At 63.7% G+C, this 21088-nt stretch carries 17 protein-coding genes and 1 pseudogene; 10 read left to right on the top strand and 8 right to left on the bottom strand.

Annotation, left to right across the window (positions count from 1 at the left end):
* Positions 1-165: 165 nt before the first annotated feature.
* The 8 genes and pseudogenes from HU750_RS15015 to gnd form a co-directional block, all read right to left on the bottom strand.
* Positions 166-561, bottom strand: coding sequence for a DUF4440 domain-containing protein (locus HU750_RS15015; RefSeq protein ID WP_099454753.1), 396 nt, complete (start codon positions 559-561; stop codon positions 166-168).
* A 2-nt stretch (positions 562-563) separates the two neighbouring features.
* Entirely contained in the window at positions 564-1184 is a 621-nt protein-coding gene (locus HU750_RS15010) for a TetR/AcrR family transcriptional regulator (protein ID WP_027592763.1), read from the bottom strand.
* A complete protein-coding gene (locus HU750_RS15005) occupies positions 1184-1540 on the bottom strand; it encodes a VOC family protein (protein WP_186680885.1) in 357 nt (118 codons plus the stop codon). Before HU750_RS15005 ends, HU750_RS15010 begins: the two co-directional genes overlap by 1 nt.
* 62 nt (positions 1541-1602) lie before the next feature.
* Positions 1603-1890 carry a HigA family addiction module antitoxin gene (locus tag HU750_RS15000; RefSeq protein ID WP_099428796.1) on the bottom strand — a complete coding sequence of 96 codons (288 nt, stop codon included), beginning with the start codon at positions 1888-1890 and terminating at the stop codon, positions 1603-1605.
* 15 nt (positions 1891-1905) lie between these two features.
* Positions 1906-1992, bottom strand: a pseudogene (locus HU750_RS14995) (type II toxin-antitoxin system RelE/ParE family toxin); the annotation flags it as partial.
* Between the two features lie 138 nt (positions 1993-2130).
* Positions 2131-3927, bottom strand: coding sequence for a glycoside hydrolase family 15 protein (locus HU750_RS14990; RefSeq protein WP_186680883.1), 1797 nt, complete (start codon positions 3925-3927; stop codon positions 2131-2133).
* Positions 3928-4075: 148 nt separating this feature from the next.
* Complete coding sequence (zwf, locus tag HU750_RS14985; RefSeq protein ID WP_186680881.1) at positions 4076-5581, bottom strand: glucose-6-phosphate dehydrogenase; 1506 nt, start codon at positions 5579-5581, stop codon at positions 4076-4078.
* Positions 5578-6561: a phosphogluconate dehydrogenase (NAD(+)-dependent, decarboxylating) gene (gnd, locus tag HU750_RS14980; protein WP_186680879.1), complete on the bottom strand. Its 984-nt coding sequence runs from the start codon at positions 6559-6561 to the stop codon at positions 5578-5580. Before gnd ends, zwf begins: the two co-directional genes overlap by 4 nt.
* Before the next feature lie 201 nt (positions 6562-6762).
* Between gnd and HU750_RS14975 the strand changes: the two genes are divergently transcribed.
* The 10 genes from HU750_RS14975 (at position 6763) to HU750_RS14930 (ending at position 20984) form a co-directional block, all read left to right on the top strand.
* The gene (locus tag HU750_RS14975; RefSeq protein WP_177323874.1) at positions 6763-6930 is read left to right on the top strand and encodes a DUF6026 family protein; all 168 of its coding nucleotides are present in this window, start codon (positions 6763-6765) and stop codon (positions 6928-6930) included.
* Positions 6931-7024: 94 nt separating this feature from the next.
* Positions 7025-7498 (top strand): SgcJ/EcaC family oxidoreductase, encoded by a 474-nt coding sequence (locus HU750_RS14970; protein WP_186680876.1) that lies wholly within the window; start codon positions 7025-7027, stop codon positions 7496-7498.
* A 510-nt stretch (positions 7499-8008) separates the two neighbouring features.
* Positions 8009-9568 (top strand): glycogen synthase GlgA, encoded by a 1560-nt coding sequence (gene glgA, locus HU750_RS14965; RefSeq protein WP_099454759.1) that lies wholly within the window; start codon positions 8009-8011, stop codon positions 9566-9568.
* 14 nt (positions 9569-9582) lie between these two features.
* Positions 9583-11325 (top strand): malto-oligosyltrehalose trehalohydrolase, encoded by a 1743-nt coding sequence (treZ, locus tag HU750_RS14960; protein WP_186680874.1) that lies wholly within the window; start codon positions 9583-9585, stop codon positions 11323-11325.
* Entirely contained in the window at positions 11322-13391 is a 2070-nt protein-coding gene (malQ, locus tag HU750_RS14955; RefSeq protein ID WP_186680872.1) for a 4-alpha-glucanotransferase, read from the top strand. The genes treZ and malQ overlap by 4 nt, the downstream gene beginning before the upstream one ends.
* Complete coding sequence (locus HU750_RS14950) at positions 13388-16162, top strand: malto-oligosyltrehalose synthase (RefSeq protein ID WP_186680869.1); 2775 nt, start codon at positions 13388-13390, stop codon at positions 16160-16162. The genes malQ and HU750_RS14950 overlap by 4 nt, the downstream gene beginning before the upstream one ends.
* 14 nt (positions 16163-16176) lie before the next feature.
* Complete coding sequence (locus tag HU750_RS14945) at positions 16177-16425, top strand: DUF2934 domain-containing protein (RefSeq protein ID WP_186680867.1); 249 nt, start codon at positions 16177-16179, stop codon at positions 16423-16425.
* Between the two features lie 152 nt (positions 16426-16577).
* Positions 16578-18731 (top strand): glycogen debranching protein GlgX, encoded by a 2154-nt coding sequence (gene glgX, locus HU750_RS14940; protein WP_186680864.1) that lies wholly within the window; start codon positions 16578-16580, stop codon positions 18729-18731.
* Positions 18732-18795: 64 nt separating this feature from the next.
* Positions 18796-19590, top strand: a complete 795-nt coding sequence (locus tag HU750_RS14935; RefSeq protein ID WP_085272611.1) for an endonuclease/exonuclease/phosphatase family protein — start codon at positions 18796-18798, stop codon at positions 19588-19590.
* A 317-nt stretch (positions 19591-19907) separates the two neighbouring features.
* Positions 19908-20984: an autotransporter domain-containing protein gene (locus tag HU750_RS14930; protein WP_186680862.1), complete on the top strand. Its 1077-nt coding sequence runs from the start codon at positions 19908-19910 to the stop codon at positions 20982-20984.
* Positions 20985-21088 lie beyond the last annotated feature (104 nt).

Genomic DNA, 21088 nt, shown 5'->3' with positions numbered 1-21088 from the left:
GTGGCTGCCATCAAGGTAGGCTGCAATCGCCTTGAGCTTGAACTGCTCGGTGTACTTGCCCATAGATCCCCCAAGGGTTGGATTGGTGTCCAACTTCTTGGGGGCAGTCCAGCCTGTGGGAGCGGGCTTGCCCCGCGAAGGGCTGCGAAGCGGCCCCAACTCTGGTCAAACCACCGCTGTCTCATGCAAGTACACCCACACCACCCGCTGCTCGTCACACTCCACAATCGCCAACGAATACCGCGCAGTCTCCTGCCCCGGCAAGCGGTGGGTCTCCTTGTAGCGCACCGCCACACTCGCACCCGCCTGCCACACTACCTGCACGTCACTGACCTCGATTTCCAGCCCTGGTCGAACGCCGGCCCCCCGCTCGAACAACTGCCCCACCTGCTGGTGATCAACAATCGCGCCCGTCGTGGTAACCATACTGAAGTTGTCGGCAAACACCGCCATCAACTCGCTGCGAAGCGCCTCGGTCTGCGCAGCGGGCCGGGTGAATACCGCATGGATCAGATCATGTACATCGTGGATGCTGCGTACAGCCCGTTCACTCAAGGTCATATTCAAGGTTCCAAACCAATGCCGCGCAGGATGACGCTGGTCACCGTCTGCACCGCGTTTTCAAACGCCCTGTCCGACAATGCCTCGCCGCCATTGAGCAACGCCACCTGATAACCGAAGTCCGCATAATGCTGGGTCGATGCCCAGATCATGTACAGCAGTGCAGACGGCTCCACCGGCAAGATGCGGCCCTCTTCCACCCAACGGCGGATCTTGGCCTCCTTCAGCTTTGCCCATGGCACGAGGCTTTCATCCAGGCTCACGCCCAGCACAGGCGCCCCGTGCAGCATTTCTTCAGCCCAGATCTTGGAGCCCAGCGAGCGCGAGCGCGAGTGGCCCATCTTGGCCCGGATGTAACTGGTGAGCACCACCCGCGGGTCATCGAAATTTTCGAAGCACAGCGCGTCCTGTTTCCACACGTCTAGCAGGTCCTGCAGCACCGCGCGGAACAGTTCGTCCTTGGTGCTGAAGTAGTAATGCAGGTTGGAGCGCGGCAACTCGGCCTGTTCGGCGATGTCGCCCATAGAGGTAGCGCCGTAGCCTTTTTCGGCGAATACCTTTTCTGCTGCCTGAAGAATCTTCTCGATATTGCGCCGACGGATCTCGATCTTGTGGTTGGCCATTAAGGTTGGGCCGTCCACACCGCCAGCTCATAGCCGTCCGGGTCCACGAAATGGAACCGCCGGCCACCCGGGAACGCAAACGTCGCCCGGCTGATCACCGCCCCCGCCGCCTTAATCCGCTGCTGCGTTGCCTCCAGATCGTCCGCATACAGGATGACCAGCGGGCCACCCGGGCGCACCGGCTCACCCGTGGTAAAGCCCCCGGTCAGGCGACCATCGCTGAACTCCGTGTAACTCGGCCCGTAATCGGTGAAACGCCAGCCGAACACGCTGCCATAAAACGCCTTGCTCCGTGCGATATCGCCGACGTTGAATTCGATGTTGTCGATCTGCCGATCGTGGCCACGAACGCTCATGCATAGTCCTTGCTGAGAGAGGTAATTGCCCCAGTCTACTCCGGTCGTTTCGCCCAATCGAATCAGGCAGCCTGGAACAATCGCGTGACCACGGGCTGCTGACGGTGACGCGCTTGCCAAATGTCGTAATCGGCCTGGATGGCAAGCCAGAGCCTGGCCGTACTGATACCGGCCATTTCCAGGCGTAATGCGAGGTCTGGAGACATTGCGGCACGGCCATGCAACACCCGAGAAAGCGCTTCACGCGAGAACCCCAGGTGCGACGCAAAGGCTTTCACCGTCAGGCCCAACGCCGGCAGAACGTCCTCACGCAAGGTTTCGCCGGGGTGTGGCGGATTGTGCAAAGGCATGATCAGCCCTCCTGTTCAGTGATAATCAAGGTAATCAACCAGTTCGACATCCGAACCCACAAAACGAAAAATCAGCCGCCAGTTACCCGAAACACTGACTGACTGATGATCATGGGTAGCTCGCCGCGTCCATTTGGGAGACACGCATAGCGTGACCCTATACATCACACATGGCAAAGTATCACATGTGACGTCATGCGTCACACGCTGATTGAGACCAGAACACATGCGGGTAGCACACTATCCACACCGCGCCCGGTCCCGCGCCGGGCACTGCGCACGGTGCAGGTTCAGTGCCGTGTTGATGATGCCGATATGGCTGAACGCCTGCGGGAAGTTACCCAGCATTCGCTTGCCGGCCGGGTCGTACTGTTCCGCCAGCAAGCCGAGGTCGTTGCACAGGCCGCTCAGCCGTTCGTACAAGGCTTGCGCCTGCGCTTGCCGGCCCAGCAGGACATAGACGTCGGCGAGCCAGAACGAACACACCAGGAAGGTGCCCTCGCCCGGGGTCAGGCCATCGCTGCAGCTGTCGGTGTCATAGCGCAACAGCAAGCCATTTTTCAGCAAACGCTGCTCGATTTCCTGCAGGGTGCGCAGAAAACGAGGGTCATCCGCTGGCAAAAAACCGGTCAAGGCGATGTGCAGCAGGCTGGCGTCCAACTCGTTGGCGCCATAGGCCTGCACGAAAAATGTGCCGCTGGGGTCCAACCCGTTCTCACACACGTCCCGATGGATCTCATCCGCCACCTGGCGGTAATGCCGCCCGCGCGCGCGGTCTTCTTCGGTGGTGTCGGCCAACCCTGCGGCGCGGTCGAATGCCACCCAGGCCATCACCTTGGAGTGCACGAAATGCTGCCGGCCGCCGCGCACTTCCCAGATACCTTCATCGGGCTCACGCCAGATGCGCTCGACATACGGCAGGATCAACCGGGCAATCGCGGCGCTCCGTGGGTGGCGGGGCAAACCGCCTTTGATTGCTTGGCTCATGGCATCGGCCAGTTCGCCGTAGATATCCAGCTGCCGCTGCCCCGACGCCGCGTTGCCCACCCGCACCGGCTGCGAGTGCTCGTAACCGGCCAACCACGGCAAGGTGTATTCCTGCAAGTCGCGCTCGCCGGCCAGGCCATACATGATCTGCATCTGCTCGGGGTTGCCGGCGACCGAACGCAGCAGCCATTCACGCCAGGCCTGGGCTTCGTCGAAGTAGCCAAGGTTCATGAACGCCAACAAGGTCATGGTGGCGTCGCGCAGCCAGCAGAAGCGGTAGTCCCAGTTGCGTTCACCGCCGATACGTTCGGGCAGCGACGTGGTAACCGCGGCAACGATCCCGCCGGTGGGCGCGTAGGTCATCGCCTTGAGCGTGAGCAGCGAACGACGCACCCGGGCGGTATAAGGGCCGACCTCCGGGCAGCGGGCGGCAAAGGCCTGCCATTGGTCGATGGTTTGCCCCAGCGCGGTGTCGACATCGCAATCGGGCTGAACAGGCAGGTGCGAGGGCTGGTGGCGCAGGCTGAAGACCTGGCGTTCACCGGCACGCACGCGAAAACGTGCAACGGTGTGGTGGTCGCGGGCATGCGGGGGCACGGTGCTGCTGAGGATCAACCGGTCTGGGCCGGCGACGGCGCTGAGGGTCAAGGGGTCGAGCCGTTCCACCCACGGCACGCTGCGGCCGTAGTCGAAACGCATCACCAGGTCCAGTTCGAAGTTGGTTTCGCCAGCAAGCCCCTCGACGATGCGGATGACCGAGTTGACCTCGCCCAAAGGCATCAAGTCCAGCACGCGGGCCCGGCCTGAGGCGGTGACCCAGGTGGTTTCCAGCACCAGGGTGTCGTCCAGGTATTGCCGGCTGGTGTGTTCGACCGGGTCGCAGGGGGCCAGGCGCCAACGGCCGTTTTCATCGTTGCCTAGCAGCGCTGCGAATACCGCCGGGGCGTCGAAGCGCGGTAGGCACAACCAGTCGAGCGAGCCATCCCGGCTGACCAAGGCGGCGCTGCGGCAATTGCCGAGCAGGGCGTAGTCTTCGATAGCTGCGGGCATTGGATCTCCTTTCAATTGAGCCGGGTCTGTTGCCTGTATTGGCCTCTTCGCGGGCAAGCCCGCTCCTACAGGTTCTGCACAGTGCTCAAGACTGTGGGAGCGGGCTTGCCCGCGAAGAGGCCGGCACAGGCAACACCGCTTGATCAGGTCACCCCAGGCGGTGCCATTCCCGCTTGTCCCGGGTCAGCAGTTCATTGCCAGCCTCGGGCCCATCCTCACCCGCCGGGTATTCATGCACCTCCCCTTCCTTGGCCCAGGCATCGAGAAACGGCTGTACCGCGCGCCAGCCGTTTTCGATGTTGTCGGCGCGCTGGAACAACGTCTGATCGCCGGTCAGGCAGTCGTAGATCAGCGTCTCGTAGCCCGTTGCTGGGGTCATCTTGAAGAAGTCCTTGTAGGCAAAGCCCAGCTCGACGTTCTCCATCACCAGCTCCGGCCCTGGGCGCTTGGCCTGCAAGTCGAACCACATGCCCTCATTGGGCTGGATCTGGATTTTCAGGTAGTTGGGTTTGGGCCGTTCCAGCTCCGACTCGCGAAACTGCGCATACGGCGCAGGCTTGAAGCAGATAGCAATCTCGGTGTCGCGCACGCTCATGCGCTTGCCGGTACGCAGGTAGAACGGCACGCCGGCCCAGCGCCAGTTGTCGATCATCACCTTCAGCGCTACGTAGGTTTCGGTCTGGCTGTTTTGCGCTACGTTGGCCTCCTGGCGGTAACCGGCCAAGCGCTTGCGCCCCTGCTTGCCAGCGCTGTACTGACCGCGCACGGAGTTCTTCAGCGCCATCTTCGTCGACCACGGGCGAATGGCACCGATCACCTTGGCCTTTTCACCACGCACCGCATCGGCGCCAAAGGCGGCCGGTGGCTCCATGGCGACCATCGCCAGCAACTGGAACAAGTGGTTGGGGACCATGTCGCGCAGGGCCCCGGTGTTGTCATAGAACGCACCCCGGGTCTCGACGCCAACGGTCTCGGCGGCGGTGATTTGCACATGATCGATGTAGTGGTTGTTCCAGAACGACTCGAACAGGCCGTTGGAGAAGCGGCTGACCAGGATGTTCTGCACCGTCTCTTTACCCAGGTAATGGTCGATGCGGTAGATCTGCCGCTCGCCCATCACCTTCAGCAAACAGGCGTTGAGTGCCTCGGCGCTGGCAAGGTCGGTCCCGAAAGGCTTCTCCACCACGACCCGACGAAAGCCCCCGCCGGACTCGTCGAGCAAGCCGGCCTGGCCCAGGCGTTGGGCCACTTCGGGGAAGAAGCGTGGCGATGTCGCCAGGTAGAAAATCGCGTTGCCATGCCGGGTCGCGTCGATGCGCTTGGCGATGGCCTGGTAAGTGGCCGGGTCCAGAAAGTCGCCGGTCTGGTAGTCGAGCTGTTTGGCCAAGCGGCCCCAGAGTTTTTCGTCCAGGCACTTGGCGCCCCCCTCACTGTCCTTGTCCCGCTCCAGCATGAACGCGTGCAGGCGGTCGGCGAACGCTTCGGCAGTGGCCGCATTGTGGTCGACGCCGACAATGCGCAGGTTGCGGTCCAGCAACCCGTCGCGGCTAAGGTTGTACAGCGCCGGCATCAGCAGGCGCTTGACCAGATCGCCATTGGCGCCAAACAGAAACAAGGTACAAGGCGGTGCAGCAGGGATCGTCTGTTTAGTCATTCGCCTTTCTTCTCGACATGGCCACCGAAGCCCAGGCGCATGGCCGAGAGGATCTTGTCACCGTAAGTGCCTTGCTGCTGGCGCGAGCGGAAGCGTGCAAACAGCGCGCTAGACAGCACTGGCACTGGCACGGCTTGCTCAACGGCGGCGTCGATGGTCCAGCGGCCTTCGCCACTGTCCGACACCGAACCACTGAACTGCGCCAACTGCGGGTCGGCTACCAATGCGTCGGCAGTGAGGTCGAGCAGCCACGAGGTCACCACACTGCCACGACGCCAGACTTCAGCGATTTCGGCCACGTTGAGGTCGAAACGCTGGTCTTCCGGCAGCTCGTTGCCGCCTTTGCTGCGCAGCAAATCGAAGCCTTCGGCGTAGGCCTGCATCAGGCCGTATTCGATGCCGTTGTGGACCATTTTCACGTAGTGACCGGCACCGGGCGGGCCTGCATGAATGTAGCCATGCTCGGCGCGCTGGTGCTCGCCTTCGCGGCCATGGGTGCGCGGGATGTCGCCAACGCCGGGTGCCAACGCCTTGAACAGCGGCTCGAGGCGTTCGAACACGTCCTTTTCGCCACCGATCATCATGCAGTAGCCACGGTCCAGCCCCCACACACCCCCTGAGGTACCGACGTCCAGGTAATGCAGGCCACGTTTGGCCAATTCGCCCGCACGGCGCATGTCGTCTTTATAGAAGGTGTTGCCACCGTCGATGATCGCATCGCCCGGTTCCAGCAGCTCGGCCAGTTGGGCGATGGTCTGCTCGGTAGGCTCCCCGGCCGGCAGCATCACCCACACCGCGCGCGGTGCCTTGAGTTTCTGTACCAGTGCACCGAGGTCGTGCGCACCTTGGGCTCCCTCGCCCTCCAGCCCCACGATGGCGTCACGGTTGCGGTCGTGCACCACGGTGCGGTGGCCGGCGCGCATCAGGCGCCTTGCAATATTGCCGCCCATGCGGCCCAGCCCGACGATTCCCAATTGCATGAGCCGATGCTCCCCTTGCGAAATAGATGACGACTACAGTTCAGCGTTTCAGATTAGTCCAGCGTACCGCCGAAGGGTTCAGCGACGAACGGCAAGACCACGATAAACAAAAAAGTTCCCACGGGCGGTGAAAGAATTCAGAATGCGCCCCGCATGAAGCGACTACGCTTGAAAATGTCTCCACCAATTGCGAGGTGTGCAATGGGTACTTTGATGCCAGCGACTCCCATCCAGACACTCTACGTCTCAGTGCGCCGTGATGAACTGGCCCGCCTGAAGCAAGAACGCGATCAGCTGCAACAACGTGTCGCGCAACTCAGCCAAATGCTGGAACAAGCCAATATTGGCGAAAAATCCGTCAGCCGCTGACGAACTTTCTACTCGTTGACGGGGGCACGCCCTCCTTACCGTAGCATCCGCCGCAGGCCCGCTCCGGAGCCTGCATCCGCCGATGGATACGCGTATGTCCCCCGTTGCCTATTTGCTCCCTGCCGCCCTGCTCATCGCCTGCCTGCCGGCGCAGGCGAGCACGCCACAAACAAACCCGCCACAACAATGCCAGACGCTGACTGAGGCCGAGTCCCGCGCCTTGTTCGAGCAATGGAATGCCAGCCTGCAGACTGGCGATGCGGCGGCCGTCGCCAAACTGTACAGCGACGATGCGGTATTGCTGCCCACGGTGTCGAAGGTGCCTCGGCTGACCCCCGACGAGCGAATCGACTACTTTGAGCACTTTCTTGCTGATCGGCCAAGTGGCACGCTGGACACGCTTCACCTGACCCCTGGTTGCAACAAGATGACCCTGGCAGGGCTGTACACCTTCGACTTTGCCGCCAACGGCAAGCAGGTACCCGCGCGCTACACCTTCACCTACCGCTGGGACGGGCAGGCCTGGCTGATCAGCCACCACCATTCCTCACTGTTGCCACAAAGCTGAGGTCGCCTTAGCAAGACACCTGCAAATTGCGTGTTTTACCCGCCCCATAAGAGGGCGAGAAAACACGCACGCGCCCCATGACGACGCGCCGCCCTTCCCGCCTGCCCCACCCTCGATCACCCCTGTTCACATCCAGTCACATTCGCCAACGTTTGCGTCTAAATCAGCCATAACGAAAGTGACCAGTGGGTCACCTTTTTTACTTCTTCTCTCCTACACTCAGCTTTCGGCCCGCCATTTGCTCAGAGGAAGAGTGACGTAGAAAAGTCGAACTTTCACAAACGGCGGTGGGTCAGCAATTAAGTAGGGCACGTGCAAAGGGGGCTTCCCCACCAGGGCCCGCCAACCCCAATCAGTCCAATCGCCGTCGGCCGGAATGCTGATCGCGTTGAGCCTGTGCGCACGACTCAGGGGCATGGATAGCACTACACAGTTTTGTATTAGAGAGAACCAACACGAGATAACACCACGGGTGCCAGCACCCGGCCAAGCATAGGGACGGAGAGAAGTATGATCAGTGCCGCTGTCGAGCCTCACGTAGATTCATTCAACCCGGACAACCGCGAGCCGCTTACCCCGGATTTCGCCACGACAGGCAAGGCACCCGGCGCCCAGCGCCAGCACAACCCGAACAAACGCAAGATTCTGTTCGTCACCTCGGAGATCGCCGACCTGGTCAAGACCGGCGGCCTGGGCGATGTCTCCGCCGCCCTGCCTCGCGCCTTGGCGCATCTGCATGATGTACGGGTATTGATCCCCGGCTACCGCCAGGTGATGGAAAGCGACAACCCGATTCACATTGTCGGCGAACTGGGCGGCCATGCGGCGCTGCCGCCGTGCAAGATCGGGCGTATGGACTTGGCTGACGGCCTGGTCATCTATGTGTTGATCTGCCCTGAGTTGTACCAGCGTGATGGCACTCCCTATGGTGCCAACAATGGTCGCGACTGGCCCGATAACCACATCCGCTTCGCACGCCTGGGCTTGGCCGCCGCCGAAATTGCCGCAGGCGAAGGCATGATCCACTGGAAGCCCGAAGTGGTGCATGCCCACGACTGGCCCGCCGGCCTGGCGCCCGCCTACATGCATTGGCGCGGGCTGAACACGCCGACGTTGTTCACCATTCACAACCTGGCCTACCAGGGCGTCTATAGCCGTGGCTGCAGCCCGGAACTGGCGATCCCCGAGCATGCCATGCAGCAAGAAGGCATGGAGTTCTACGGCAAACTGTCGTTCCTCAAGGCGGGCCTGGCCTACTCCAGCCACATCACCACGGTCAGCGCCACCTATGCCCGGGAAATCACCACGCCGGAGTTTGGCTGCGGCCTGGATGGTTTCCTCTCGGCCAAGGCCCAGCAAGGCCTGCTGGGCGGCATTCCCAACGGCATCGACGAAAGCTGGGATTCGGCCACCGACAAACACCTGCAACACAACTTCAGCATCAACGACTGGGCCGGCAAGGCGCGTAACGCCGAAGCGGTGCGCCAGCTGTTCGAGCTGGAACCTTCCGAAGGGCCGTTGTTTGCCGTGGTCTCGCGCCTGGTCTACCAGAAAGGCCTAGACCTGACCCTGGGCGTGGCCGACTACATCGTCGAGCAAGGCGGGCAGATCGCGATCATCGGCCGTGGCGAGCCGGAAGAAGAACAGGCCATGCGCGAACTGGCGCTGCGTCACCCCGGCCGCATCGGCGTGCGCATCGGCTTCAACGAAACCGACGCCCGGCGCATGTTCGCCGGCAGTGATTTCCTGCTGATGCCCTCGCGCTATGAGCCGTGCGGCCTCAGCCAGATGTACGCGCAGCGCTTCGGTTCGCTGCCGGTGGCGCGTAATACCGGCGGCCTGGCCGATACCATCGAGTGCGGTGTCACCGGTTTCCTGTTCAACGAATCGACCATCGAGAGCTACCGTGAGGCGCTCAGCCGCGCCTTCTATGTCTACGGCAAGAAAGACCTGCTCAACGCCATGCGCTGCCTGTCGATGACCCAGCCGTTCAACTGGTGCCAGGCGGTGGAACCCTACGCCCGCCTTTACGAGGACTTGGTCAAGCAGGCACAGGTCAGCCATTACTGAGCGGAGAACCGAAGATGCACAGGCATGGCGCACACTTGCTGGACGCCACGTCGGCGCGCTTCGCCCTCTGGGCGCCGGATGCGCGCAGCGTGAGCGTGGAACTGGAGCAGCAGCCTGCTGTAGCACTGCTGCCCGACAATGATGGCTGGTACACGGGCGTTGCCCCGTGTCAGGCCGGTGATCGGTATCGTTACCGGGTCGACGGCACATTGCTGGTCGCCGACCCCGCGTCGCGCTACCAGCCCGAAGGGGTGCAAGGGCCCAGCGAAGTGGTGGATGTTGCCAGCTATGCCTGGCAACACCCCTGGCAGGGCCGACCGTGGCATGAGGCCGTCATCCAGGAATTGCACGTCGGCGTGCTGGACGGTTACACCGGGGTTGCCCGGCAGTTGCCGCGCCTGGCCGAAATCGGCATCAGCGCCATCGAGCTGATGCCGCTGGGGCAGTTCCCGGGCGAACGCAACTGGGGTTACGACGGCGTGCTGCCGTTCGCGCCGCAAAACACCTACGGCACCCCGCAGCAACTGTGCGCGCTGGTCGACCAGGCGCACGGCGAAGGGTTGATGGTGTTGGTGGACGTGGTCTACAACCACTTTGGCCCGGATGGTAATTACCTGCACCAGTACGCCAGCCCGTTCTTTCGCGAAGACCGGCAAACGCCCTGGGGCGCGGCGATCGACTTCCGCCGCGCAGAAGTGCGCGAGTTTTTCATCCAGAACGCCTTGATGTGGCTGTGCGACTACCGCTGCGACGGCCTGCGCCTGGATGCGGTGCATGCCATCGACCAGCCGGACTTTCTGGTCGAGCTGGCGCAACGGGTGCGTGCTGCCGTGGCGCCCGGCCGGCATATCTGGCTGGTGCTGGAGAACGAGCACAACCAAGCCTTTTTGCTAGAGCAGGGTTTCGATGCCCAGTGGAACGACGATGGCCACAACGCCCTGCACGTGCTGCTGACCGGCGAAACCGAAGGCTACTACGCCGACTATAAACACCGCCCCATCGACCAGTTGGCCCGCTGCCTGTCGGAAGGCTTCGTGTTCCAGGGCCAGGCCAACCGCCATGGCACGCCACGGGGCGAGCCAAGCGGGCATCTCGAGCCCAGTTCATTCGTGCTGTTCTTGCAAAACCACGACCAAATCGGCAATCGCGCACTGGGTGAGCGCCTGACCCGCCTCTGCCCGCCGCAGGCTTTGCGGGCAGCCACCGGCCTGTTGCTGCTGGCGCCGATGATCCCGTTGTTGTTCATGGGCGAGGAGGATGGCAGTTGCAGCCCGTTCCTGTTCTTTACCGACTTCCATGACGAATTGGCCGATGCGGTGCGCGAAGGCCGGCGGGGCGAGTTTGCCCACTTCGCCGCGTTCGCCGACCCCGAGCAGCGTGAACGCATCCCCGACCCCAATGCCGCACAGACCTTTGCCTCGTCACGGCCGCAAAACAAGGACGTCATTGCCGGTTGGCATGGCCTCTATCATCAGTTGCTCGACTTGCGCCGCCGCCACGTCATCCCGTACTTGCCGGGCAGCCGCGCGCTGGGCGTTGACGTGCACGGCGACAAAGCGCTGACCGCACGTTGGCAGTTGGGCGACGGCAACACCTTGCGCATTGACCTCAACCTGTCCGCAAGCCCCCAAGCCGTCGCGCTGCCGCCCGCCGAAAGCCGGCTGTTCGACAGCAGTGACACCCGCCACCCCGATACGTCCCTGACCGCGTATAGCTGCGTGGTCAGCCTGCTTCCCCCTGGCCAGGAGCGCCCATGAGCGAAACCGCCCTGCACCGTTTGGCGGCCCGCGTCGGGCTTAGCCGCGACTGGATCGATGCCAATGCCCGGCCGCAGCGAGTCAGCGATGACGTACTGCGCAATGTCCTCGAAGGCCTCGGCCACCCCGCCGCCGACGAAAACGCCATCCAAGCCAGCCTGCGCGCCGTGGAGGCCGCCGAAGACAGCGAACACCTGCCGCCCTTGTTGACCGTCGAGCTTGGCCAACCCCTGGCGCTGGGCCGCTACTTCAGCGCCAACAGCACCGTGCGTTGCACCTTGGAAGACAACAGCCAGCGCACCCTTACCCTGGACAACCAGGGGCGCCTGGCTGCCGAGCTGCCCCTCGGCTACCACGCACTGGAAATCGACGGCCGCACCTGCACCGTGGCCGTGGCGCCTTCACGCTGCTACAGCCTGGCCGACAGCGTGGCGCAACCGCCCCCACGCTGTTGGGGCCTGGCCGTGCAGCTGTACAGCCTGCGGCGCACTGGCGATGGTGGCTATGGCGACTGCCTGGCACTGGAACAACTGGCGCGCACCGCCGCCGAGCGCGGCGCCGATGCCTTGGCGATCAGCCCGATTCACGCGCTGTCGGCCATCGACCAGGAGCACTACAGCCCCTACTCGCCCTCCAGCCGCCTGTTACTCAATACCCTCTATGCCAGCCCAGCCGCGCTGTTCGGCGAGCGCGCCGTGCGCATGGCGATCGAAGCCTGCGGCTTGGAACAGGTGCTCGAAGACCTCGAGCAGCAGCCGCTGGTCGACTGGCCGCGCGCCGCTGCTGCTCGCCTGCGCCTGCTCGAAGCCCTGTACCAGGACTTCAGCCAGGGCGACCACCCGCTGCGCAAGGACTTCGACAGCTACCGCGCGGCCGCTGGCCAAGCCCTGGAACACCATTGCCGCTTCGAAGTGTTGCAAGCGCAAGCGGTGGAGCATGGCCTGGGCGCTGACTGGCGCAATTGGCCCCGCGCCTGGCACGACCCCTACCACCCCGAAGTCGAGGCCTTCGCCAACGCCTACCCGGCCAAGGTCGAGTTCCACGCCTTTTGCCAGTGGCTGACCCAACGTAGCCTGCAACGCGCCCAGGAGGCCGCACGAGGCAATGGCATGACCATTGGCCTGATCGCCGACCTGGCGGTGGGTGCCGACGGCGCCGGCAGCCAGGCCTGGAGCCGCCAGGACGAGTTGCTGGCCAACCTAAAAGTCGGCGCGCCGCCCGACATTCTCAACCGTTCGGGGCAGGACTGGGGCATTTGCGCCTTCTCGCCCGAAGGCCTCAAACGCAACGGCTACCGCGCGTTCATCGAGATGCTGCGGGCCAACCTCGCCCACGCCGGCGGCCTGCGCATCGACCACGTCATGGGCCTGCGCCGGCTGTGGTTGATCCCGCGTGGCGCCAAACCCAGCGAAGGCGCTTACCTGAATTACCCGCTCGACGACCTGCTGCGCCTGCTGGCGCTGGAATCGGTTCGGCACCAGGCGGTCATCCTCGGCGAAGACCTCGGCACCGTGCCCGAAGGCCTGCGCGAACAGCTGGCCGACAAGGCCGTGCTGGGCATGCGCGTGCTGCCTTTCGAACAGACTCAACCTGGCCACTTCAAGCCCATTCTCGACTGGCCCGACAGCGCCCTGGCCACCACCGGCACCCATGACCTGGCGCCGCTGGCCGGCTGGCTGGAAAACCGCGACATCGACTGGTTCCATCGCCTGCACTTGATCGATGCCGCCAACGAACTGCACTGGCGCCACGACCGCCAAAAAGAACACAACGGCCTGCGCCGCACCCTGGAGGCCAACTACGGCCCGCTACCCGATAACGACGCGGTGATCGACGCCGCCATCCGCTACGTCGGCCACACCCGCGCCCCGCTGGTGCTGGTGCCCCTCGAAGACCTGCTGGGCTGCGACGAGCAACCCAACCTGCCTGGCACCACCGCAGGCCACCCCAACTGGCGCCGGCGCTTTGCTATGCCGGTGCGCGAACTGCTCGACGACGAAGACGCCGCACGGCGCCTGGAACTGCTGGCCCAGGCCCGCGAACAAGCCTGGGAGCGTGACCGATGAAACCCCTGACCGCGACCTTACGCCTGCAATTTCACAGCGACTTCACCCTCGACCACGCGGTGCCGCTGGTGCCGTATTTCGCCCAGTTAGGCATCAGCCACCTGTATGCCTCGCCGATCCTCAAAGCCCGCGCCGGCTCACGCCACGGCTACGACGTGGTCGACCCGACCCAGGTCAACCCGGAGCTCGGCGGCGAGGCGGCGCTGCAGCGCCTGGTCGCTGCCCTGCGCCAGCACGGCATGGGGCTGATCCTCGACACCGTGTCCAACCACATGGCCGTGGGCGGTGCCGACAACCCCTGGTGGCAAAGCCTGCTGGCCTGGGGCCGGCGCAGCCCATATGCGGAGTTTTTCGACATTCAGTGGCACTCCAGCGACCCGCTGCTGGCCGGCCAGTTATTGCTGCCCTTCCTCGGCAGCGACTACGGCGCAGCCTTGAAGCAAGGCGAGATCCCGCTGACCTTCGACAAGCAGCACGGCGTGCTGGAAGTTGCCCATTACGACCATCGCTTCCCGATCTGCCCAATCGACTATGGCTGGATCCTCGCGCAAAGCCCTGAGCCCGCCTTGCAGGCGTTGGCCGCGCACTTCACCGCGCTGAGCGACAGTGCCAAACCGCTGAACGATGCCCTGCCCTTGCAGGCTGAGCTGGCGCGCCTGGTAAACGACGGCGCCGACCTCGAATCGGCCCTCATCGCGTTCGATAGCCGCAGCGAGGCCGGCCTCAAACGCCTGCACCTGCTGCTTGAACGCCAGACCTATCGCCTGGCCAGCTGGCGCACCGCCGCCGACGACATCAACTGGCGGCGCTTCTTCGACATCAACGAGCTGGGCGGCCTGCGGGTCGAGCGTGCAGCGGTGTTCGAGGCCACCCACGCCAAGCTGTTCGAGCTGATCGAGCGCGGCCTGGTGGATGGCCTGCGCATCGACCATATCGACGGCCTGGCCGACCCCCGCGGCTATTGCCGCAAGCTGCGCCGCCGGGTCGACAGCCTGTTGGCGCGGCGGCCACTGAACGCGGCGCTGGAACACTTCCCTCTCTACGTGGAAAAAATCCTCGGCGCCGACGAGCACCTGCACCAAGACTGGCTTACCGACGGCACCACCGGCTACGAGTTCATGAACCAGGTCTCGCTGTTGCAACACGACCCGGCCGGCGAGGCGCCGTTAACCGAATTGTGGGCCAACGTCAGCGAGCGCCCAGACTTCCCCGAGGAAGTACGCTTGGCTCGCCACCTGGTGCTCAATGCCAGCCTGGCCGGTGACTGCGAATCGGTGGCCCAGGCCTTGCTGCAGGTGGCCCGCGACGACCTGATGACCCGCGACCTGACCCTAGGCGCAATCCGCCGGGCGTTGCAGGCGCTGGTCGCGCACTACCCGGTGTACCGCACCTACTTCAACGCCTGCGGCCGCCCTGCAGAAGATGAAGCCTTCTTCCAGCAAGCCCTGGCCAATGCCCGCCAAGACCTCAGCGAAGCGGACTGGCCGCTGCTCGACCAGCTCGAACAATGGCTCGGTGGCCAGCCCTGGCGCCGCCTGCCACCGGGCCGGCCACGCAAGCACTTGCGCCATGCCTGTGTGCGCTTCCAGCAACTGACCGCGCCCAGCGCCGCCAAGGCCGTGGAAGACACGGCGTTCTACCGCAGCGCCCGGTTGCTGTCGCGCAACGATGTGGGCTTCGAGGCCGAGCGTTTCAGCGCAGGCAGCGAAGTGTTCCATAACGAAGCCCAGCGGCGCCTGCGCGACTTCCCCGACAGCCTGCTGGCCACCGCCACCCATGACCACAAGCGCGGCGAAGACACCCGCGCCCGCCTGGCCGTGCTCAGCGAACGCGGCCCGTGGCTGGCCAGCCGGGTGGAGCATTGGCGCGAGTTGGCGGCGCCGCTGCGGGCGCAACTGGATGACGGCCTGGCCCCCAGCCCTGGCGATGAGCTGATGCTGCTGCAGACGTTGCTGGGCAGTTGGCCGCTAAACCTGGACCCGCACGATGACGGCGCCCTGCGCCAGTACGCCGAGCGCCTGCGGCAATGGCAACAGAAGGCCCTGCGTGAAGCCAAGTTGCGCAGCAGCTGGAATGCCCCGAACGAGGCCTACGAGGCCGCCTGCGCCAGCTACATCGACGGCCTGCTGCTGGATGACGAGAACCAGCAGCTGCGCAAGTCCGTGGCCGATGCCGCCCAGCTCATCGCCTGCCCTGGCGCACTCAATGGGTTGGTCCAGACGCTGTTGCGCATGACCATGCCCGGCGTGCCCGACCTGTACCAGGGTAACGAATACTGGGACTTCAGCCTGGTCGACCCGGACAACCGCCGCCCCGTCGATTACGCGCTCAGGCGCCGCACCCTGGACGACGCCACTACCCCCGCCGAGTTGCTGGCGCACTGGCGCGACGGCCGCATCAAGCAGGCCTTGATCGCGCGGGTGCTGGACTGCCGCCAGGCGCATGCCGAGCTGTTCCGGCGTGGCGCCTACCTGCCGCTGAACGTGCAGGGTCGGCATGCCGACAAGGTGCTGGCCTTTGCCCGCCTGGGTGACGACGAACGCGCCATTGTCATTGCGCCACGCGTGGCCAGCAGCCTGCTCGGCGGCGCCCCTACACCGTTGATCCCGGCCCATAACTGGGACGATACCCGGCTGATACTGCCGTTTGCCTTGTCGCCTGCCAACTCGACGGGACTTTTCTCCAGTGCTGCGGTCAGCCCTACAAAGGAGCTGCTGTTGAGCGCCGTACTGTCGGAATTTCCGGTCAATGTGTTGATACAACAATCTTGAGCATCAGGAGCGTCATGATGAGTGTCGATGAGAAACGTATCCGTGAATTTGCCTACCAGATCTGGGAATCGGAAGGTAAGCCTGTGGGTGAGGAGGAACGCCACTGGGAGATGGCGCGCAAGCTTGCCGAAGCTGAAGCACTTGCCCCCAAGGCAGCACCGCGCAAAAAGGCGGCGGCCAAGCCTAAGGCAGCGGCAGAACCGGTTGCAAAACCTGCAGCTGTGAAGAAGCCCCGGGCGGTGAAAAAGCCCGCCGCCGGTTAAACCTGACCGGGCCCCTTCGCGGGGCAAGCCCGCTCCCACAGGGCCCCACTGCCTCAAGCGTGGTGATGATCCTGTGGGAGCGGGCTTGCCCCGCGAAGGGGCCCGGTCAGGCCTACATATCCCCCTTCCACCACGGTCACTCGAGGACTGCCATGAGCCCCCGTACCCCGAAGAAAACCCGCTCGGTCGCCCCCTCGCGCATTCGCGAAGGCATGCCCTTCCCCCTTGGCGCCACCTGGGACGGGCTTGGGGTCAACTTCGCCCTGTTCTCGGCCAACGCCACCAAGGTCGAGCTGTGCCTGTTCGACTCCACCGGCGAGCAGGAAATCGAACGCATCGAGCTGCCGGAATACACCGACGAGATCTACCACGGCTACCTGCCCGACGCGCACCCGGGGCTGGTCTACGGCTACCGCGTCTACGGCCCTTACGAGCCCGAGAACGGCCACCGTTTCAACCCCAACAAGCTGCTGATCGACCCGTACGCCAAACAACTGGTCGGCAGCCTGAAATGGTCCGAGGCGCTGTTCGGCTACACCATCGGCCACCCCGACGGCGACCTGTCGTTCGATGAACGCGACAGCGCGCCCTTCGTGCCCAAATGCAAAGTCATCGACCCGGCCTTCACCTGGGGCCGCGATCAGCGCGTGCAGGTGCCGTGGGAGCGCACCATCCTCTACGAAGCCCACACCCGCGGCATCAGCATGCGCCACCCGGCGGTGCCGGAAGAACTGCGCGGCACCTTCGCTGGCCTGGCCAACGACGAGCTGCTCAAGCACATCAAAGAGCTGGGCGTTTCCAGTATCGAGCTGCTGCCGATCCATGCCTTCGTCAACGACCAGCACCTGCTGGACAAAGGCCTGAACAATTACTGGGGCTACAACAGCATCGCCTTCTTCGCACCACACCCCCGTTACCTCGCCAGCGGCAAGATCGCCGAGTTCAAGGAGATGGTCGCGCACCTGCATGACGCCGGGTTGGAGGTGATCCTGGATGTGGTCTACAACCACACCGCCGAGGGCAACGAGCGTGGCCCGACGCTGTCCATGCGCGGCATCGACAATGCCTCCTACTACCGGCTGATGCCCGACGACAAGCGTTACTACATCAACGACTCCGGCACCGGCAATACCCTCGACCTGAGCCACCCGTGCGTGCTGCAACTGGTCACCGACTCGCTGCGCTACTGGGCCGGCGAGATGCATGTGGATGGCTTCCGCTTCGACCTGGCCACCATCCTCGGCCGCTACCACGACGGCTACAGCGAACGCCACGGCTTCCTCGTGGCGTGCCGCCAGGACCCGATGCTGAGCCAGGTCAAACTGATTGCCGAACCTTGGGACTGCGGCCCTGGCGGCTATCAGGTGGGTAACTTCGCGCCGGGCTGGGCAGAGTGGAACGACCGCTTCCGCGACACCGTGCGGGCATTCTGGAAAGGTGACGAAGGCCAGTTGGCCGACTTCGCCTCGCGCATGACCGCGTCAGGGGACATGTTCAACAACCGTGGTCGGCGCCCCTATGCCTCGGTCAATTTCGTCACCGCCCACGATGGCTTCACCTTGCGCGACCTGGTGTCGTACAACGGCAAGCACAACGAGGACAACGACGAGAATAACCAGGACGGCACCGACAACAACCTGTCCTGGAACTGCGGCGCTGAAGGGCCTACCGAAGACCCTGAAATCAATGCCCTGCGCATGCGCCAGATGCGCAACTTCTTCGCCACCCTGCTGTTCGCCCAGGGCACGCCGATGATTGTCGCTGGCGACGAGTTCAGCCGCACCCAGCATGGCAACAACAACGCCTATTGCCAGGACAGCGAGATCGGCTGGGTCAACTGGGACCTGGACGAAGACGGCACCGCGCTGCTGGCCTTCGTCAAGCGCCTGACCCGGCTGCGCCTGGCCTACCCGGTGCTGCGCCGCTCACGCTTTTTGGTCGGCGACTACAACGAGGCAATCGGGGTCAAGGATGTCACCTGGCTGGCGCCGGATGGCAGCGAGATGAGCGTCGAGCAGTGGGAAGACCCTCATGGCCGCTGCCTGGGCATGCTGATCGACGGGCGCGCGCAGGTCAGCGGCATCGCCCGGCCCGGCGCCGAGGCGACGGTGCTGCTGATCGTCAATGCCCACCACGACACCGTGCCGTTCCAGCTGCCGGCGGTGCCCGACGGGGACTACTGGAGCTGCCTGGTCGACACGGATCGGCCAGAGCTGCGCAAGGGCCAGCACTTGCAGTTCGAGAGTACCTTCGAGGTGAAGGGGCGCTCGATGTTGTTGATGGTGTTGCAGCACGAGGACGAGTGAACCCACCTACCCCAGGCAGGTCCTAGCATTAAACCGCCCCGATGATGACCTTGTGGGAGCCCCTGTGAAGCTCGAAGCCAGCAGCCCCGGTTTCGCCACTGTTGACCAGGCCCCAGCCGTGCACCGGCTGCGGGTGCTGACGGTCAACACCCACAAGGGCTTCACCGCCTTCAACCGGCGCTTCATCCTGCCGGAACTGCGCGAAGCGGTGCGCAGTACCCAGGCCGATATCGTGTTCTTGCAGGAGGTGCTCGGCAGCCACGATCGCCACGCCGCGCGCTACCCCGGCTGGCCGCAGACGTCCCAGTACGAATTTCTCGCTGACAGCATGTGGAGCGACTTCGCCTACGGCCGCAATGCCGTATACCCCGACGGCCACCACGGCAACGCCCTGCTCTCGAAATACCCGATCATCGAACACCGCAACCTCGACGTGTCGATCACCGGCCCCGAGCGCCGCGGCTTGCTGCATTGCGTGCTCGATGTACCTGGCCCGCATCAGGTGCATGCCATCTGCGTGCACTTGTCGCTGCTGGAGAGCCATCGCCAACAGCAACTGCAGTTGCTGCGCAGGCTCCTCGAGTCTCTGCCCGAAGGTGCACCCGTTATCATCGCTGGCGACTTCAACGACTGGAAGCTGCGCGGCAATCGCACCCTGGGCCTGCGCAACGACCTGCACGAAGCGTTCGAACGGCACCACGGCCACCTCGCACGTACCTACCCGGCGCGTATGCCGCTGCTGCGCCTGGACCGCATCTACCTGCGCAATGCGCAAAGCCATGCGCCGCAGATTCTGGGGCATAAACCTTGGACGCACCTCTCCGACCATCTGCCGCTGTCGGTCGAGGTCAAGCTGTAGCAATCATTCTTCATAGCCAGGCATCCACAAATAGCGAACCTTGCTATACCCGACCATTTAACTCAACAAATCAGCCACTTGAACCAAATCATGTGCAATGAACACAACCTTCACGCTTTCTTGACGCAAGCCGCTCCCTCTCCTTAGCTGAACATTATCTAGTCGTAAAGATCTCGCGCCGGGCCTCTAGCTCGCGCCTTCGTGCGCGTTTGCAAAAGCAGGCGTGCTGGTTTGGGTCGCCCACTGTTTTTGCCGTACAGCTCGTGACAACAGGCCAGGTCCTTGGGCTGTACCACAAAAATAAACGGAGATCCGCCATGAAAAGAACCTCGAATCCCTTGTGCTTCGACAGCATTTTCTACGCGGTTTCCACGTCGCTGCTTCTGGCAACCCCAGTGGAAACTTTCGCGTTCGAACTGCAGGACGACCCGACCTCTCCCAGCTTCCTACAACAACCGGCGATGCCGCAGCTATCGCTCGACCCGGTCAGCGCCAGCGGCGTGAGCCTCGGCACATTGAACGCGTTTTCGGAGAAAATGACCGAACGCCACGGGCAGGCGGCATCGGACCTGGTCGCCAGCCAGTGGTCGCAGTTTTTCCCGGGTGCCACGCGCACCGGTGCACAACCGCCTGACCAGCTCGAAGCCCCCAGCCAGCAACTGCTGGTTGGCCCAGACCTGTTCCTGCGCGAGACCGGCGCAGGCAATGTGCACCGCGCGGGGATTTTTGTCGGCCACAACAACCTGCAAAGCAGCTTCAACGGTATTCGCCCGCTGCTGGGCGACAAGCAACGCAATGCGGTGAACCTGAGTGGCGAGAGCCTGGGGGTGTACTGGAGCATGACCCATGAACGGGGTTGGCACCTGGATGCCGTGGCCATGGGTTCGCGCATCGATATCAATGGCCGTGGCGAAAGCGGCCAGCGCCTGGACGACAGCGGCCATGCCATGACCTTCTCCCTGGAAGGCGGCTTCCCGATCGGCTTGGGCGGCGGTTGGGTGATCGAGCCACAGGCGCAGTTGATCAACCAACAGTTTTTCCCCGGCAGCCGCGTGCAGGAAGAGACGCTGCAGGCGTTCGACAGCCAGCCCAGCTGGAGCGGCCGGGTCGGTGCCAAATTGTCCGGGCGCTACGAAGTGCGCGGCATGCCCATCGAACCCTATGTACGCACCAACGTCTGGTATGACTTCAGCAATGCTGAAGAGGTGAAGCTGGACCAGGTCGACAAGATCTCCAGCTCGCGGTACTCGACCACTGTGGAATTAGGGTTGGGCCTGGTGGCGCGGGTGACGCCGAATGTGGCGCTGTTCGTGAGTGCGGATTACAGCAGCGATGTGGATGACAATGACCTCAATGGGCTGATCGGCAGCCTTGGGGTGCGGATGCGGTGGTAGCCGGCCTATAGCCCTTGTGCTGCGCATGCGATGGTATGCCTGCCTGTAGGAGCAGCCTTGTGCTGCGAAGAGGCCGGTGAAAGCAGCCTAGAGTCACTGTGCTT

The sequence above is a fragment of the Pseudomonas sp. SWRI50 genome, from assembly GCF_014269095.1.
Classification (GTDB): Bacteria; Pseudomonadota; Gammaproteobacteria; order Pseudomonadales; family Pseudomonadaceae; genus Aquipseudomonas; species Aquipseudomonas kermanshahensis.
The sequence above is the reverse complement of the archived record's forward strand: the minus strand, read 5'-3'. Positions and strand labels throughout refer to the sequence as shown.